We start from the raw sequence: 16,572 nt of genomic DNA on the forward strand, positions 1-16,572 counted from the left end.
ATAAGTTTCTTTCTGGACCACATAGGCTTACCCGTCTCTTTTTAATTGTTGCTTTTATTATATTACAGCAATGATTTGCGGACATCGTCCAATCACGCTATCATGAGATCAGCAGTTTTGAACTCCGTTTTCAGAGCTGGATCAATCTCCCGAAATTTATATTGGCAGTCATGAAGGGACACAAAAAAATGACGGATTTTCAAAAGCTGAAAGAACAGCTGATCACATATAGTAAAGAAATAGGCGTGGACAAGATTGGCTTCACGACGGCTGATCCGTTCGCCGAATTAAAGGCACGGCTCTATGAGCAGCGGGCGCTTGGGTTTCAGTCCGGATTCGAGGAGAAGGATATCGAGAAAAGAACTGAGCCATCTCTGCTCATGGACGGTGTGCAGTCGATCGTTTCGATCGCCATGGCGTATCCGAAGAGAATGCCCGAACGACCGGCAAACACGAAAGGTCATCGTCGCGGTGCTTTTGCCCGGGTCTCCTGGGGGCAGGACTACCATATGATTCTTCGTGATCGCTTGCAAAAGCTTGGTGAATTTCTCGTTGACACGATCCACGGAGCCAAATACAAAAGCATGGTCGATACCGGAGAATTGTCTGATCGGGCGGTGGCTGAACGTGCCGGCATCGGCTGGGCAGGAAAAAGCACCAACCTCATTACGAAAGAACTCGGATCGTATGTTTATCTTGGCGAAATGCTGACCAACATCCCGTTCCCGCCGGACAAGCCGGCAACCGACCTTTGCGGCGACTGCACGATTTGCATCGACCACTGTCCAACCGGGGCCCTGGTTCAGGGCGGACAGCTTAATAGCCAAAAGTGCATCGCCTATCTCACACAGACCAAGCAGGAACTTCCGGAAGAATACAAAAAAGCGATCGGCAACCGTCTCTATGGCTGCGACACCTGTCAGCAGGTCTGTCCGTACAACCGTGATGTAGACAGTCATTTTCATGAGGAGATGGAGCCGGATCCAGAACTGGCCCGTCCCCTTTTGCAGCCGCTGTTATCGCTGTCCAATCGTGAATTCAAAGAGACCTTTGGCCCGCTATCCGGCTCCTGGCGGGGGAAAAAGCCGATTCAGCGCAATGCAATTGTGGCACTCGGCAATTACAAAGAAATCTCCGCCGCACCGGAACTCCTTCGTCTGCTGAGCGAAGATCCACGTCCGGTGATTCGTCGCACCATCACCTGGGCGCTTCAGCAGATGTGGGATCGTTTTGAACCCGACACGCGCGCGCAGATGATTCAATCATTAGAAAATCTGCTTGCCAAAGAAACAGATGAAAAGATTCACCAGTGGATCAAAGAACGGCTGGATGCGGATAAAAGCACTGAAAAATGACACGACTCAAGTGGCTGATCTTGAATGATTTTCAATCCATGTGCTCGCTTCAGCAATGCCTATTTTGTTCTGCTGATCAGAAATCCTGACCGTAAAATCGATAACTTCATCATCGGTCGCGTCAAATCGAATATTATTTTTATTGAGAAAAGTGACCATTCCCACAAAACCTGTCCTCTTATTTGCATTGTAAAAAGGATGGTTTTGAACAACGCTTTGAAATAATGCTGCTGCCTTTTCATATATTGTTGAATAAGCATCTTGACCAAATGCCGACTGCTTGGGACGATTTACAGCACTATTTAGCAAAGAGGGTTCTTTTACCCCAATCTGTTCGGATGGCGTATATTTTTTAATCAAGATTGAATTGATAAAAATCAAGTCATTTTCACTCAGAAACAAAATTTCTTTCATTTCTTAGCCAATTCCTTAATTGCTCGATCATACTGATTCATTACTCCAGTAACCGTTTTGATCAGTTCAGGATCAATTCCATCAGGTAATTGAACATTATTTTTCTTTTTGATAGTCACTGTACCATCCGCTTGAAGCTTAAACTCAACTTGATCACCTGGTTTCGCATTGAGATGTTCCAGTACTTCTATTGGATAAGTCGATCCATAACTATTTCCCATTTTAAAAATTTTTCTTTGCACGTTAACACTCCCCATATTAATTCCCTCCTTGTTATAATATGCGAATGTATTTACGTATATACATTAACACGCATACTACTAGTTTACAATTGAGTTCCTATAATCATCCGGTTTTTTTATTTCCGCCAAAAAGTCGAACAGTCTGCTTTATCCGTAATATTAAACACGATTATTTTTTCAAGCAACGAGAAATCAACCGGTCGATCCCATGGAAAACGTATTAACAGCTTAGTATGATCATAACCAGCCCGTTTAATTTCATCAGAAAAGTGATCAATCCCTGCACGTTCCGGTGCAACTGCCAAGTGATGTTTAGACACACTAAAGCCAATAATGAATGTGCCATGATCCGTAAACATCGGTTGATTCCACGCAATTCTTTGCTTTAAATTCGTAAATTTCTCAGTGACCCAAGCCAAAACTTCTTCCGTTTGTGCCTGATGTTGCGGGTCATCAATATGCGCTAAATAGTCGGCAAAGACTTCCATGTTGTTCCCTCCACATATATTGGGTTTGGACACCAATAATCATATCAAGGATGAGATACTTTTTCATTTTTCACCTTTTTTGATGAAAAAGCGGGTGATTCTTAAATGTTAAGAAATGTCGGGTTTCACATGATTTTCTTGGTTTCTAATACCTTTTTAGTTGTTCAAAGATCTTAGAATCAACTATTTGTTCTAAATTCTAATTGCTGAATAACACCATATTCGTTGCAATGGAGTGTAGAAACAACGCGGCGGACAGAAAAGCCCGTGCTTTTCTATCCGCTCATTCACTTTTTAGAGACGACGTCCAGCCTCTTCATGTTTGTAAAATTTTAATTTTAGTAAATAACGATGAGTGCCCCTAACATACATACAATGGCTAGAACTTTTCTGCGGGTTATTCTATTTTTCACACTGCCCAGCCAACCAAAATGTTCAATAAACATACTCATGATCATTTGACCGGCTACTACAGCAATCATTGATATCCCTACTCCGACTTTAGGAACACCAAAAACTAGAATTGTTAAATAACTGACTCCAAACAAACCACCCAACAAGTACCATCTGGGCATACTTAATGTATGTGACAACTTCCCTCTGCCAAAAAACAAAACAATTAAGGTCAGTAAAATCGATCCCACAAAAAAATTATAAAAACTGCTTTCAAATTGACCAATTATTTTTCCTAGTTCTCCATAAATAGCGCCTTCCAGGCTTAAGGCGGTTCCTGATATAAGTGCAACTAAATAAAAGATTGCTTTTTTCAATTATAATTCTCCTCTTTATACGAATATCTATATATTTACGATTCATTTAGTTAGTCATTAAAGTGCTGTAAATCCTTTCATTCAGCTGGTTCTTCATGATCTTTAAACAACAGATACAACGCTGCCAGCATCAATAATAAACCAATTATTCTGTACCAAATCATGAAAACAACTTCCCACCAAACCAGCCAAATTGATCAATAATAAAGCTGGCCGAAATCTGACCAATAATGGCAGCAACATTTGCTGCACTCACTCCAATTTTTGGACCCGCTAAAATTGTTAGAAACAAATAACCGACTCCGAAAAAGACCGCACATAATTGCCATACTGGAGCTTGTGCTATAGCCAGCAAATTTCCTCTACCAAAGAAAATTAACCATAATGATAAAAATAAAGTACCTGTTATAAAGGTCAAAAGAGCCGTTTCCAACGCACCTATTTTCTTACTTAATTTCCCATTAATTGAAGATTGCGCGCTTAAAATAGTTCCCCCTATAAAAGTAATGACAACAGTTATCACATTCACTCGTTCCCGCTCCATATGTAGTTATTTGGTGATTTAAGCATATTTTCAAATAGTTATATATCTAGATATATAGATTAATAAAAAACAATATAAAAAAATCTTTTAAGCAATTTTTTTATATTGTCAGCTAATTTCCTAATTGCTTCTTCGTTTCTTCTATAATAAGTCCATTTACCGTGTCTTTCGGATTCTAACAAACCTGCATCCTGCAACATGGCAAGATAGGAAGAAATAGTCGATTGGGAAAGTCCGGCTTTTTCTTGAATATCTCCTACACATACATCGCCCTTTTCACTTATATTTTTTGATAAAATCGCCGTAGGTTTATCAAAATGTTTTAAAGGATCTTTAAACCAATCGAGTATTTCTAATCGAGTCTTATTTGATAATGCCTTGAAAGTTTTAGTGAATAAGTTTGCGAAAAAATCAATCATACTCTGTGTGGCTCCAATCCCATTAACTTTTTACATCCTTACCCTGAAGAAGATTCGCATCAACAGTACCGCCATAAATAAAATGTATTCATTTTGAATGTGGTCGCTTATCAATGGATACTTAGTGTTATATGTTGCTTGGTAACAAAGCAATTAATCATTGATTTCTGTTGAGATCTGCCCTGTGATATCGAATTTATCTTTTACTTGTCCGTAGAATGGACTCCAGGGCATTTCTTGAAGCGGCATCATGACGTCGGCACCTGCTTGAAGTTTCTTAAATACCTCTTGGCCTAAAAAGGTAGCCTTTAAATGAAAAATCGAGAGATAAATATAAATTCTCCCGATTTTTTGTACTTTAATTTAGAGTACAGACAAACCATCCCTATAATGCTTATTGACAACAAGCAAAACACTATCTTGTCTTCCCTATTGGAAATTTTATTTTTTAGCTTCATTCTTCAATCGGAATAAATAGAACCCATTCGTTTTCTTCATGAAAATAGCAAAAGCGTGAAACTGATCAGATAGTAAAAAATAGAGATGATCCACGCGTACCTCAAGTAGGGATTTTTCTTTTTTGCATTCCGACCCCGTTCATCCCTAGGCTTATAGTTTTTTAAGAAGAATCGTTTGCAACTCTCAGAAAAAGCGGAAAATGCTCTTTCTTGCCGCAGCCAGAGTGCTGTCAGAATAATCGTCAGCATCAGAGCAAACAGAAAGCTGGCATTGGAAAGGGTTACCATGTTAAAGTGACCGCCTTCCCAAAGGAAAAAGAGAAAATAGATAATCCATGAACAGAAAAAATAGATGATAAGTTTCCGCAGCTTAATTTTTCTTTTCATTTTTCAGCTGTTCCTTATACGCCTCGACTTGATTGTCCTGGGATAAAACAAAGTGACCTTTGCCAATCTCATGCAATTCACCATTCAGATCGCCTTCATGAAATTGATAAATGATCCGGGAACGATTTATTTCTTTATAAGGATCCGCATGGGGAATGGCCGACAGTAAGCTTTTTGTATAGCGATGAATCGGATAGTGATAGAGCTCATCGGTATCTCCCAATTCGACAATCACTCCGCGGTACATAACGGCAATCCGGTCACTGATGTACTTAACCATTGACAGGTCATGGGCAATGAACAAATAGGTTAGATTCCGCTCCTTCTGTAGTTTCTTTAACAGATTGACCACCTGTGCCTGAATCGACACATCCAGAGCGGAAATCGGTTCGTCACAGACGATCAGCTTCGGTTTGACCGCCAGCGCTCTGGCAATGCCAATACGCTGACGTTGTCCACCAGAAAATTCATGCGGATAGCGCCCTGCATGTTCTGGATTCAGCCCCACTGTAGCCAGTAACCCGCGGATCTGATGATTCCGGTCTTCCCTGGATTTAGCCAAATGATGGACATCAATGCCTTCGCCTATAATATCCTGTACTTTTTTCTTCGGATCCAGTGAGGCATAAGGATCCTGAAAAATCATCTGTACATTGCGACAAAATTCCAGCTGATCACGTTTGGATCTGATCCTAGCAATATCCTTGCCATCGAAAATAATTTCTCCATTAGTAGGATGATACAGTTTGACGATGCAACGTCCGGTCGTTGTCTTCCCGCAGCCGGATTCGCCGACCAGTCCCAATGTTTCACCTTCTACAATATCGAAATTTATATTATTAACCGCTCGTATCTCACCCTTTTGTTCACGGGAGAAGAACTTTTTCAATCCTTTGACTTGCAGCAAAACGTTCTGATCGCTCATGGTTTCCCTCCATGTTTTTTATAAAAGGTTGCATATCTTCGCTGTATTGAAGGCGGGGGCTCAACCTTGGGCGCCCGCTCATCGAGCAGCCACGTCGCTGCAAAGTGGGTCGGCGACAGCTGAAAATACGGGGGCTCATAGTAACGATCAGCTTCAAGAGCATAAGGATTTCTTGAATAGAAGGCGTCTCCTTTCGACGGATGGATCAGATCCGGTGGCGCTCCCGGAATCGCATAGAGTTCCTCATCGGCCTCATCTGCTGTTGGTACAGATTGCAACAGTCCCCAAGTGTATGGATGCTGCGGTAAATAAAAAATTTCTTCTGCCGTTCCTATCTCAACAATTTTACCAGCATACATCACGGCGACCCGGTCGGCCACCTTAGCAACAACGCCCAGGTCATGAGTAATGAAAATGATCGATGTACCGTTTTTCTTCTGGATATCTTTCATTAATTCAATGATCTGTGCCTGAATGGTCACATCTAGCGCTGTGGTCGGTTCATCAGCAATCAGAAGCTTCGGATTGCAGGCAAGCGCGATGGCAATCACAATTCTCTGCCTCTGTCCGCCTGAAAACTGATGCGGATAGTCCTTATAGCGTACTTCACTGTTTGGTATGCCGACGCGTTTTAGCAGCTCGATCGCCCTTTTCATCGCTTCGTGTTTTGATAAGTGCAAATGATGAATCATCGGCAAAGCGATCTGCTTACTGACACGCATGGTTGGATTAAGCGACGTCATCGGATCTTGAAAGATAATTGAGATCTCTTTACCTCGAATACTACGCATTTCCCGCTGTGATTTTGCTAAAATATTCTTTCCTTCGTAGAGGATGCTGCCGTCGTCAATCGACGCATTTTTCGAAAGAAGGCGAATAATACTCCGGCAGGTGACCGATTTTCCGGAGCCGGATTCACCGACAAGAGCCAGTGTCTCTCCATAATGTAAATCAAACGAGACCCCTCGGACGGCATGAACTTTCCCGTTAAGTGAGTCAAATGAAACATGTACATCATCTAAAGATAAGATTGTCTCTGACACGTGATCATCCCTTCATCTTCGGATCAAAAGCATCTCTGAGCCCGTCGGCAAAAATATTAAAAGCAATCATGATCAGACTGATAATCAGTGCCGGGTACCACATTAAATGAGGATAAAACTGGAACGTCTGATAGCCGTCATTGATCAGCGTCCCAAGCGAAGCATTGGGCGCACGCATACCTACACCGATGAAACTTAAGAACGCTTCAAAAAATATCGCCTCAGGAATGGTGAACATTGTCTGAATAATAATCACGCTGCTCAGATTCGGAAGAATATGACCCAGAACCGTTTTTACCGGTCTCTGGCCCAGGACTCTAGCCGCGAGAATAAACTCTTGATTTTTTATCTGCAGTGTCTGCCCTCTGACCACGCGGGCCATCGTGATCCAACCAATCAGTGCCAGTGCCATGATGATTGACGGAATGCCCGGCGGAAAAATAAGCAGCATCAGAACAACAACAACCAAAGTTGGAACACCAGATATAATTTCCAGCGCCCGCTGCATTATTGTATCAGCCTTTCCGCCAAGCCATCCGGAAATGAGGCCATAGGGGACGCCGATCGTCAGATCAAGAAATGCGGCGGAAAAAGCAATTAAGAGCGAAATTCTCGTCCCATAGAGCAGCCGTGACAACAAGTCTCTGCCGAATTGGTCCGTCCCTAAATAGAAATACACCGAAGACGGAACATCCTTTTCCTTATACACGTCAACCCAGACACCAGCCTGTTTGGCGTAGCCGTTAAAGCCATTAATATGTAAGCCTGGTATCTTAGGGGGTAGAAAGGAGTACTGAACTTGCTGAGTATCGGGATTGTGCGGTGAAAACCAGATTGATCCAACTGCAATCACCAGGATGATCAGCAGGATGATTAGTGATACCACGGCACCCTTATTCTTCTTGATCCTTCTCCAGCTGTCCCTATAAAAACTGAGCGAAACCGGCTGTGTGTCCTGAATATTTTCTTCTGCTTCGGACTGTTGACTCAATGTGAAGTACTTATCGGGAACTTGCTGAACGTTTGTTTTACTCATCTCTTGTTCCCCCAATCAAGCGTATCCGTGGATCAATCAAGACGTACAAAATATCAACGATCAGAATCACAATGACCAGCAACGTTGAGTAAAGGATCGTCAGACCCATAATCGTAAAATAATCATTTGAAAGAATTGATTTTGTGAACTGTTCGCCGATCCCGGGAACCGCAAAAATTTGTTCCACAACGAGTGAACCTGTCAGCAAACTGGCGACCATTGGCCCTAAGATAGTGATCAGCGGAATCACCGCATTCCGCAACCCGTAACGGAAGGCAACGGTCCATTCATCCACACCGGTTGAACGTGCCAGTTCGATGTAGTCACTGTGCAGGACATCGATCATTTCTGTTCGGATAAACCTGGCGGAGTCAGCCATCGGTGTAATCGCCAAGGCCAGTGATGGGAGAATGGAGGAAGCAAAGCCGTTATCCCACAAGCCTATCGGCAACCATTTCAAATCAATGGCAAAAAACAATTGTAATAGGACTGCAAAGACGAAATTGGGGACTGATCCCCCCAATATGGCAAACAAAGAAGTTGACGTGTCCAACCATGTATTTTGGAACCTGGCGGAAATGATGCCGAATAAGATCCCGACCACCGTCCCTATTATTAATGCCTGGATGCCAAGCTGAACGGATGGCCCGATTCTTGTTGCAATAATCTTACTGACGGGTTGATTTCCAAACTGAAGAGAGACACCTAGATTTCCTTTGGCCACACCCACCATGTAGTACAAATACTGAACGACCACTGGCTTATCCAGACCATATTGGTGATTCATCACGGCCTTCTGTACATTTGTTAATTTTTCTTCATTACCATAAGGCGAACCCGGTAATTTTTGCATCAGAAGAAAAGTAACGGAACTTATCAACAGCAATGTAACAATCATATAGATTACCCTCTTGAACATAAACTTGAGGAAACCCTTCACTCTGATCCCTTCCTTTTTAAAGACCCAATAAAAAAGAGGAAGACAGTTAAACGTCCCCCCCTTTTCCTAGAAAATTTTATTTTACAAGATAGGCACGGGTGATATCGAATGGTGCACCAAGGTTATGCGTAACAATGCCTTTAACTTTCGGGTTAATCAGATAGTTTTCCGAACCCTGATCGAGTGGTACAACAACCGCACGATCAAGCAGATATTTCTGTGCAGCCAGCAGATCGTTCCACCGCTGTTCCAGATTTTTCAGATCAGCCGGAGAATTGATCTTGTCAATCAATTTATCGTAGTTGGCATCTTTAAACTGCGCATGATTATGTTCAAAGGTAGAATAGAACTGCTGCGGAAAACTTACTGGGTCAAAGTCGCCGGTCCAGCCACCGAGCGCTAGATCGAACTTATAAGACATCATTTTCTGGAACCGGACTTTGGCCGGAACATTGCTGATATTAATGGTCACACCTGGTAATGCCGACTCAATCTGACTCTGCAGATACTGGCCAACATTTCCTGCCCCTGTAGAGTCATCGGTGAGCAGAGTAAATGCAATTTTGCTTGTACCCAGTTCTTTCTTTGCCTTATTCCACAGTTGTGTTGCTTCCGCTTTGTTATAAGGCGACTGATTTCCGGCTACCTCTGTAAAGTCTTTACCGTCTACCGGACTCTTGGCAATCCCTTTAGGGATGATGCCTGTTGCCGCTCGCGAACCGTCATCCAATACATTGTTGACTAACTGTTCACGGTTAATCGACAGGCTGATCGCTTTGCGCAGGTTTTCATTCTGCAGATATTTATTCGAACTTGTCCCGAATTCAAGATTTGTCGCACGCAAAGCTAAAACATTATGATATCTCGGGTCTTTCTGGAATTGTTTGACAAAGTCTCCATCCAGCGGTGCTGCGTCGGTTTTTCCTGCCTGAAAGAGGTTAACCCCTGTCGACGTATTTTTGAGCACCTGAACATTAATCTGGTTTAAATGAATATTCTTTTTATCCCAGTAATATTTATTCTTAACATACTTCCAAGTCAGGCCGGTACCATCCCAATCGGTCAGAACAAACGGTCCGTTGCTCAAGGTATCCGCGCTGCTTGAACCGTATTTGCTTCCCTTCGAATTGACAAACTTCTCATTTTGCGGGAAGAGATTTTCCGATGAAAGTTTTTCTTCGAAGTACGGATCAGGATTGATCAAGTCGATTTGCAGCTTCGTATCAGAAAGAGCCTTGATACCTAACTGATCGACGCTCTTCTTCCCTTCACTGATTGCCTGTGCATTCTTGATGTTGAAATAAACACTGGCATTCTGTGCAGCCGTCTTCGGGTCAAACAGACGTCTCCAGGCGAACACGAAATCATTTGCGGTCAACGGTGCTCCGTTTGACCATTTCAAGCCTTTTTTAAGATTAATAATGTACTGTGTTTTGGCACTGTTGGTCGGCTGCGGTTTACCAGCAGCAAGTGCCGGTACCGGATCGTTCTTGCCGTTGATCTTGTACAGACCTTCAGCAAATATATCAATTTGTTCTGAACTGACGGTATCGTATTCCTTAACAGAATCCGCCGTCGGTATTTCTGCTGTGGTCACCCAGTTTAATACCTGCTTTGATGCTAGGTTACCCGTCGATGACTTAGATGATGAGTTACTGCCGCTGGCGTTTGAACCGCAGCCGGTCAGTGCGACGACCATCAACAAAGTACCGAGCAGTGCACTCACTCGTTTACTTATTTTTTTCATCTTTATAACCCCCCACTTTCATTTGTTAAAAACTGTTAAACTATTAGTTCCAACTGAAATGGTTATCTGTTTTCAGGATCACCGGATCCCTTGTCTTATCTGAAACAACAACACCTTTTAAACCGTCTGTTTTTACGCATCATCTAACCCCCTTGTTTCTTTGATTCCTGCCGACTCTCTCTTTTTTTGCCAACAGCAACAGTATAAAGTCTAATTATAAGTAAATCAATATGATTTTAGTGATTTAATAGTGAAAGTTAATGATACCTTTCTTAATCATGGATCAATAGGCTCAAATACTAATGAACTCTGAAAATCATTCTACAGCCCATGCTTTTTGCACTTTGTCTTCACGGCTTTTATCTTCATTGTGTCGGTCAAACCAGTTGAGAATCTCATTAAGACGCGTGATTCTGTTCTTCGGTTTTCCGCTACGGGAAAGCCCGTGATTCTCTCCTTTGATCCGTACAAACCGCGTCTCAACGCCCAGACGACGGAGCACCCCATACCACTGTTCGGCCTGTTCAATCGGGCAACGGTGATCCTCTTCGCTATGAATAATCAGGGTTGGTGTCGTAACGTTTTTCGCATTCCGAATCGGTGAAAAATGCATCAGCTTTTCTTCATCGCTCCATAAATCGGCCCCGTTAAAATAGCGTGAGAGGAAATAGTAGCCAATGTCGCTCGTCTCATACAAAGTAAACAAATTGGAAATGGAACGCTGCGTCACCGCAGCCGTGAAACGATTCGTTGTCCCAATGATGGCGTTGGTCATAAAGCCGCCATAACTGCCGCCGGTAACGTATTGCCTGATGCGGTCGAGCTGCGGGAAGCGGTCAAGCACATAATCGAGGCCTCTGAGAATGTCTTCTTTATCCTTTTCTCCCCAATCGTTATACACCCCGCTGCAAAACTTGGCGCCATACCCCTGGCTACCACGCGGATTTGTATAAACAACGGCGTAACCCTGAGCAGCAAGGACTTGAAATTCGTGATTAAATGAATAACCGTACGCCGACGCCGGGCCACCGTGAATTTCCAAAACAACAGGTATTTTTTCCTTTGTTTTAACTTGAGTCGGCGGAAACAGCACCCAGCCGTCGATTTTCCAATTGTCTGCACCCTCATATGTAAACGAAACAGGTATAGCCAAATCCAGTGTGTTAAACAGGGTGCTGTTATGGTCACTCAATTTCCGGACCGTTTTCTCCCCGTCGAGCACATATAAATCTCCTGTGGATACAGGTGTCGAAAGAACCAATGCAAGACGCCCATGTTTTTGATCAAATGACGTCACGACTTCTTTATCCTTTAGATAAACAGGTGAGATTGTACCGTCCAGACCGACACGCTTCAGACCCGCGTTCGGTCCTTCATCGACAAGATAGATGAGCGACTGATCCTGATCGTCCCAAAGAAAGACCGTCTTGCCCCCATCAAATCGTGCATCTGTTCCAACATGGTTACCAAGGGAATAGAATTCCTTTTCCGTTACGTTGCGCGCTACCCCGCCTTGTGACGGTATTAGCCATATGGCAATGTTTTCAGGACTGCACTCACCGTCTTCATTGCCAGCAAAGGCCACGAATTGCCCGTGGTGCGACACCTGAAGATTGAAAATGTCTCCTTTCGCCTGATAGAACAAACTTTGTTCGTTATTCCGGAAGTCGTGCACATAAATGTCGGCTAAATAGTCAGTCCGATCGGCATTTACTTTTTTCTGAAGAAAATACAGTTTGAAATCGTCCGGAGAAAGGACCAAACCATATGCGTCGAGGTTCTGATCAGTCAATAATTGCTTTTCATGACTTTTAAGATCGAGCTTGAACAATGCGCGTGTCGATTGAATGAACCCTTTCCCGTTTGCCTGATAACGGAGCCGTTGAATCACAGTGACGTCCTCATTATCCGTCTGTTTTTCATCAGGAACGGAACTCTCAACAACCAGAAACGTTTCATCGGATGAAACATTAAAATCGGTGACCTCCTGATCAAAATCTGTAACCGGCTGCGCTTCACCCCCATTAACTGGTAGTCTCCACACCTGATCTTTACCCGTCCTGTTGGATAAGAAATAAATGTTCCTTCCATCTTTTGAAAATCGGGGATGATGATTTTTCACTAACTGATCTCCAGCAAGATCAAATGTCAGCCGCCGAGGTACAGACGAGTTGTCCGAAAGATAAAGTGCTGAAGAATATCCGTTGCCTTTCTGATCCACTTTCGTTACAACGTAAACAATCTGCTCGTCCACAGGTGAGACAACGGGTGACCCTGTAAAAATAAAGTCGTTCAGATCATTAATGGTAATTAATCGTTTTTGCCCCATGCCATGCTATCTCCTCTCCCCAATTGATTACTTTTCTTTCTCCAGCAGATCAAATGCCCAACGTTTATCAGGATTCGTACTGACCCCGCCCGGGGACGATAAATCAATGTTCTAAACCCATGATAAAAGTTGTCTGCCAGCCGACATTCAGTGAACCGCATTCGATTTACTGGATGAATTTAAATCCTGTGCCAGTTTCTCGAAGATAGCCGTCACAAAGTGAATGCCCTGATAGTAATTGCTCAGATGAACATTTTCGTTTGGTGAGTGCGCACCGGAACCGGGATCACCGATTCCGAAAGACATCAACGGTGCATGAAGATAGTGATTGAAGAGGTACATCGGACCAGTCCCAGAACTTGTCGGCAACAGCTGAAGATTGTCCGTTCCACCATAAATTTCCGCAGCGATGTTCAGCACGTTCCTGACAATCGGTGTATCTAAATCAGAACGGTAGCCCTTTTCACCCATCAGGTACTCCAGCTTTACGTCGCTGAATCCGCGCTTATCCAGATACTTCCGGACTTTCTGTTGAATATCAATCGGATCCTGATGCGGAACCAACCGGACGTCGATTTTCGCCCGTGCTGTATGTGGCAGCACCGTCTTGACACTTTCGCCTTCATAGCCGCTGGTCAATCCGGCAATATTAATCGTCGGTTCAAAAGCATAAGCTTCCTTAATATTGTCGAATAGGAACGGCCGATTGAGGTCATGCAGTGTTCTTACCGCATCCTTATCCAGGTACATCTTATTTATCAGTTCCCTGGCACGCGGCGACGGCTCTTCTACATCATCATAAAATCCGTCGACGAGAATCCGCCCGCTTTCAATATCACGTAAAGCAGCCAGTGCCTGGGTAAGTCGCCATCCTGGACCTTCGATGTAAGCCGCCGATGATGAATGGATATCATCTTTGCTCGTCCGGGCCACCAGATCAAAGCAACTGATACCCTTATTGCCACCGGTTATTTCCAATTTCCCCTGCGACGTCTTTGAGCCGCCTTCCCAGACAACAAGATCCGTCTGAAAAAGATCGGCATATTTCTTTAGATAGTCCTCGAGATTCTGACTGGCGATTTCCTCGGCACCCTCGACAAAAAATTTAACCCGAAAAGGAAAGTCACCATGCTCCTGCTTATAAATACTCAGTGCCGTCAGCCGGACAATCAGTTCGCCCTTGCAGTCAGCCACCCCGCGTCCCACCAGTTTGCCGTCCGTCTCGGTCAGGGTAAACGGTTCCGAATGCCATTCCTCCAGCGGTTCAGGTGGTTGCACATCATAGTGGTTATAGAACACTATCGTTGTTTTATTTTTTTTCGCATCTTTAGGCTGAAAATCAGCATAAACCAGCGGATGCTCATAATCGCTGAATACTTCTGCATGTCCCCCGGCCTCTGTAAATAATTTTTGCAGAAAATCTGCTGTTTCTTGAGTTGCCCTGTTCTGAGCAGACACTGAAGGTAATTTCACATAATCAGCCAAGTATTTTTTATACCGTTCGATAATTTCGTCTCTTTTACTCATTTACATCACCCTTTTTTAACTAAATTAGTGAATCATCCTGACCAACTCAGGTAACGGTGCAATCATCTTCTCCTAAGAGATGAACTTCAAGAGCCTGATAGTCTTCAACAATTTCTGGTAATCGCCTCTCTTGAAACAAAAAAATGAAAAATAAAAATGCCGCTTTCTATAATAAGAAAACGACATGTGCTTCTGACTTGTACATTTGTTTTCTTATCTTTACAGATGATCTCTGCTGGAATTGACACCATACACATTGTGCTGGTTGTCGGGTTTCATTGGGCCAGTCCCTCCGCCACTCTGGATAAGAAATGTTACATCCTATTAAGTTGTGTACCATCATCATAAATTGATTAATAAGCCTTGTCAATACATACCAACTAAATGGGTATTAAATATTTAAACTTCGAACTTTCAGTCGAGTAGCTACAGGAATTTTTCAACTGACTCATCATCTTTTATAATTAGTCATTCAAACGTTTGATCAAAATAGCCTGCCTGTTTTTCTGAGGGGATACTGATAATTGGCGGCGCTAAAGTAATGCTAAAGGAAAGAAGTATGCTGAAAGCAATGGGTAGTCCCTGTTGATCCGGTTTTTATCACAGAACTTGTCATTCTTTTCTTTTCACCAAAAAACTTTTAAAGTAGTAGCAGACTGCCTCCCCGGAACTTATGTTTTTATAAATCCAGTCAGTCTATCCAGTCCTTAAGATAATAAGTAGTAGGGACAGCACCGTAAACGAATCACCCCACGAATCTAGTGACAATTCTTTATTAATAACTGCTCATGTGCTTTAACAGATAGTGAAATATGAGAATCGACAGGCCCATTAGAATGATGATCACTATATAGAGGTAAGTATAAGAGGATCGTTCCACAATAATTCCGCCTATTACTGGTCCGATCGCTCTTCCGATGGTGGATGACATATTCACAAAACTTTGACAGGCTCCCTTCTGCCCGGTTGGCGCAATCGTACTGATCATGGCCGGTATCGCCGGAAACGCGAACATTTCACCAAAGGTCAGTAAAACAATCGCCACTAAGAATCCCGCATACTGCACGCTGAACATGAGAACAACGAAAGACAAAATAAATGAAATAACACCGATATTAATTTGTACTTTATAAGTCCGTGCCGCTTTCTTAATAATCTGCGAGATAAGCGGCTGCCCAATAACAATCAGCACGGCATTGATGGTCCACAAGAAACTATACTGCTTCATTGAAATATGTAATTCTGGTAAGCGGGCTGAAACGTTGCTCTGCCACTGTACATAACCGATCCATATAACGAGATAAAGAGCACAAATGACAAGGACGTTGATGAACTGTTTCTGACTTCTGCGGCCCGTCTTTATTCTCTTTGTTTCTTCAGGATGATCCGGATGATGCACAACCGCCAGATCTTTGTAAAAAAATAAAACAATAGCTAAAAAGGCGATGTATAACAGCAGGTTAGCAGTAAATATAAGCGTAATATTGATATCAGCGATGAACCCGGCAATCGACGTGCCGACAGCCACCCCGACGTTAAGTCCCAGATAAATTGAATTAAAAACATAACGGTGTTCATAGCCGGACATACTGGCGGCAAACGAATTAATGGATATGACGACGATGCCCGTTCCTAAGCCGAGTACGACTAAAAGTACCGCGTAAGCAGGCCAGCCATGGTACATGACCAAGCCAATCAGTGAAACGATGGAGGTTAAGAGACCGATCAGGATCGTCTTATAGCCTCCGATCCGGTCAAACAGGCGTCCGCCTGCGAAATTACCAACCAACGTTGTGATTGAATTTAATAATAAAACAAACCCGGCCGCACTTAGTGATTTTCCCAGATGATCGTGCATGTAGATCGTATTCAGCGGCCAGATAAAACTCACACCCGCATTATTTAAAATTGATCCGGTGACTAACCATTTTAACTTTGAGTTTTTCAA

At 43.2% G+C, this 16,572-nt stretch carries 16 protein-coding genes, 1 pseudogene and 1 riboswitch; of the genes and pseudogenes, 1 reads left to right on the plus strand and 16 read right to left on the minus strand.

Annotated features, from left to right (window positions below; translation table 11 throughout):
* Positions 1-188: 188 nt before the first annotated feature.
* Positions 189-1,355 carry a tRNA epoxyqueuosine(34) reductase QueG gene (queG, locus tag E4665_RS06505; RefSeq protein ID WP_135347989.1) on the plus strand — a complete coding sequence of 389 codons (1,167 nt, stop codon included), beginning with the start codon at positions 189-191 and terminating at the stop codon, positions 1,353-1,355.
* A gap of 6 nt (positions 1,356-1,361) precedes the next feature.
* Here the strand turns inward: queG and E4665_RS06510 are convergent, their stop codons facing one another.
* The 16 genes and pseudogenes from E4665_RS06510 to E4665_RS06585 form a co-directional block, all read right to left on the minus strand.
* Entirely contained in the window at positions 1,362-1,769 is a 408-nt protein-coding gene (locus E4665_RS06510) for a type II toxin-antitoxin system death-on-curing family toxin (RefSeq protein ID WP_135347990.1), read from the minus strand.
* Positions 1,766-2,026, minus strand: coding sequence for an AbrB/MazE/SpoVT family DNA-binding domain-containing protein (locus tag E4665_RS06515; RefSeq protein ID WP_135347991.1), 261 nt, complete (start codon positions 2,024-2,026; stop codon positions 1,766-1,768). The genes E4665_RS06510 and E4665_RS06515 overlap by 4 nt, the downstream gene beginning before the upstream one ends.
* Before the next feature lie 101 nt (positions 2,027-2,127).
* Complete coding sequence (locus E4665_RS06520; protein WP_135347992.1) at positions 2,128-2,499, minus strand: iron chaperone; 372 nt, start codon at positions 2,497-2,499, stop codon at positions 2,128-2,130.
* 338 nt (positions 2,500-2,837) lie between these two features.
* The gene (locus tag E4665_RS06525; protein ID WP_135347993.1) at positions 2,838-3,269 is read right to left on the minus strand and encodes a DMT family transporter; all 432 of its coding nucleotides are present in this window, start codon (positions 3,267-3,269) and stop codon (positions 2,838-2,840) included.
* 160 nt (positions 3,270-3,429) lie between these two features.
* Positions 3,430-3,798, minus strand: a complete 369-nt coding sequence (locus E4665_RS06530) for a DMT family transporter (protein ID WP_241654715.1) — start codon at positions 3,796-3,798, stop codon at positions 3,430-3,432.
* Between the two features lie 74 nt (positions 3,799-3,872).
* Entirely contained in the window at positions 3,873-4,232 is a 360-nt protein-coding gene (locus E4665_RS06535; protein ID WP_135347994.1) for an ArsR/SmtB family transcription factor, read from the minus strand.
* Positions 4,233-4,385: 153 nt separating this feature from the next.
* A pseudogene (locus E4665_RS18470) lies at positions 4,386-4,523 on the minus strand (VOC family protein); the annotation flags it as partial.
* Between the two features lie 203 nt (positions 4,524-4,726).
* On the minus strand, positions 4,727-5,077 hold the full coding sequence (locus E4665_RS06545) for a DUF3899 domain-containing protein (RefSeq protein ID WP_135347995.1): 351 nt from the start codon (positions 5,075-5,077) through the stop codon (positions 4,727-4,729).
* Complete coding sequence (locus tag E4665_RS06550) at positions 5,061-6,002, minus strand: ABC transporter ATP-binding protein (protein ID WP_135347996.1); 942 nt, start codon at positions 6,000-6,002, stop codon at positions 5,061-5,063. The genes E4665_RS06545 and E4665_RS06550 overlap by 17 nt, the downstream gene beginning before the upstream one ends.
* Positions 5,999-7,045: an ABC transporter ATP-binding protein gene (locus tag E4665_RS06555; RefSeq protein ID WP_135347997.1), complete on the minus strand. Its 1,047-nt coding sequence runs from the start codon at positions 7,043-7,045 to the stop codon at positions 5,999-6,001. The genes E4665_RS06550 and E4665_RS06555 overlap by 4 nt, the downstream gene beginning before the upstream one ends.
* A 4-nt stretch (positions 7,046-7,049) precedes the next feature.
* A complete protein-coding gene (locus tag E4665_RS06560) occupies positions 7,050-8,081 on the minus strand; it encodes an ABC transporter permease (RefSeq protein WP_135347998.1) in 1,032 nt (343 codons plus the stop codon).
* The gene (locus E4665_RS06565) at positions 8,074-9,000 is read right to left on the minus strand and encodes an ABC transporter permease (protein ID WP_277752209.1); all 927 of its coding nucleotides are present in this window, start codon (positions 8,998-9,000) and stop codon (positions 8,074-8,076) included. Before E4665_RS06565 ends, E4665_RS06560 begins: the two co-directional genes overlap by 8 nt.
* Positions 9,001-9,097: 97 nt before the next feature.
* A complete protein-coding gene (locus tag E4665_RS06570) occupies positions 9,098-10,768 on the minus strand; it encodes a peptide ABC transporter substrate-binding protein (RefSeq protein ID WP_135348000.1) in 1,671 nt (556 codons plus the stop codon).
* 316 nt (positions 10,769-11,084) lie between these two features.
* A complete protein-coding gene (locus E4665_RS06575) occupies positions 11,085-13,097 on the minus strand; it encodes a S9 family peptidase (RefSeq protein WP_135348001.1) in 2,013 nt (670 codons plus the stop codon).
* 147 nt (positions 13,098-13,244) lie between these two features.
* Positions 13,245-14,624: a M20/M25/M40 family metallo-hydrolase gene (locus E4665_RS06580; RefSeq protein WP_135348002.1), complete on the minus strand. Its 1,380-nt coding sequence runs from the start codon at positions 14,622-14,624 to the stop codon at positions 13,245-13,247.
* A gap of 210 nt (positions 14,625-14,834) precedes the next feature.
* Positions 14,835-14,935, minus strand: a riboswitch (SAM riboswitch).
* A 464-nt stretch (positions 14,936-15,399) separates the two neighbouring features.
* Positions 15,400-16,572, minus strand: coding sequence for an MDR family MFS transporter (locus tag E4665_RS06585; RefSeq protein ID WP_135348003.1), 1,173 nt, complete (start codon positions 16,570-16,572; stop codon positions 15,400-15,402).

This window comes from Sporolactobacillus shoreae (genome assembly GCF_004684935.1).
GTDB lineage: Bacteria > Bacillota > Bacilli > Bacillales > Sporolactobacillaceae > Sporolactobacillus > Sporolactobacillus shoreae.

What these genes read in the sequence shown, in the direction of transcription:
- queG (WP_135347989.1), top strand. Translation starts at nt 189, where the DNA reads ATGACGGATTTTCAAAAGCTGAAAGAACAGCTGATCACATATAGTAAA.
- E4665_RS06510 (WP_135347990.1), bottom strand. Translation starts at nt 1,769, where the DNA reads ATGAAAGAAATTTTGTTTCTGAGTGAAAATGACTTGATTTTTATCAAT.
- E4665_RS06515 (WP_135347991.1), bottom strand. Translation starts at nt 2,026, where the DNA reads ATGGGGAGTGTTAACGTGCAAAGAAAAATTTTTAAAATGGGAAATAGT.
- E4665_RS06520 (WP_135347992.1), bottom strand. Translation starts at nt 2,499, where the DNA reads ATGGAAGTCTTTGCCGACTATTTAGCGCATATTGATGACCCGCAACAT.
- E4665_RS06535 (WP_135347994.1), bottom strand. Translation starts at nt 4,232, where the DNA reads ATGATTGATTTTTTCGCAAACTTATTCACTAAAACTTTCAAGGCATTA.
- E4665_RS06545 (WP_135347995.1), bottom strand. Translation starts at nt 5,077, where the DNA reads ATGAAAAGAAAAATTAAGCTGCGGAAACTTATCATCTATTTTTTCTGT.
- E4665_RS06550 (WP_135347996.1), bottom strand. Translation starts at nt 6,002, where the DNA reads ATGAGCGATCAGAACGTTTTGCTGCAAGTCAAAGGATTGAAAAAGTTC.
- E4665_RS06560 (WP_135347998.1), bottom strand. Translation starts at nt 8,081, where the DNA reads ATGAGTAAAACAAACGTTCAGCAAGTTCCCGATAAGTACTTCACATTG.
- E4665_RS06565 (WP_277752209.1), bottom strand. Translation starts at nt 9,000, where the DNA reads ATGTTCAAGAGGGTAATCTATATGATTGTTACATTGCTGTTGATAAGT.
- E4665_RS06570 (WP_135348000.1), bottom strand. Translation starts at nt 10,768, where the DNA reads ATGAAAAAAATAAGTAAACGAGTGAGTGCACTGCTCGGTACTTTGTTG.
- E4665_RS06575 (WP_135348001.1), bottom strand. Translation starts at nt 13,097, where the DNA reads ATGGGGCAAAAACGATTAATTACCATTAATGATCTGAACGACTTTATT.
- E4665_RS06580 (WP_135348002.1), bottom strand. Translation starts at nt 14,624, where the DNA reads ATGAGTAAAAGAGACGAAATTATCGAACGGTATAAAAAATACTTGGCT.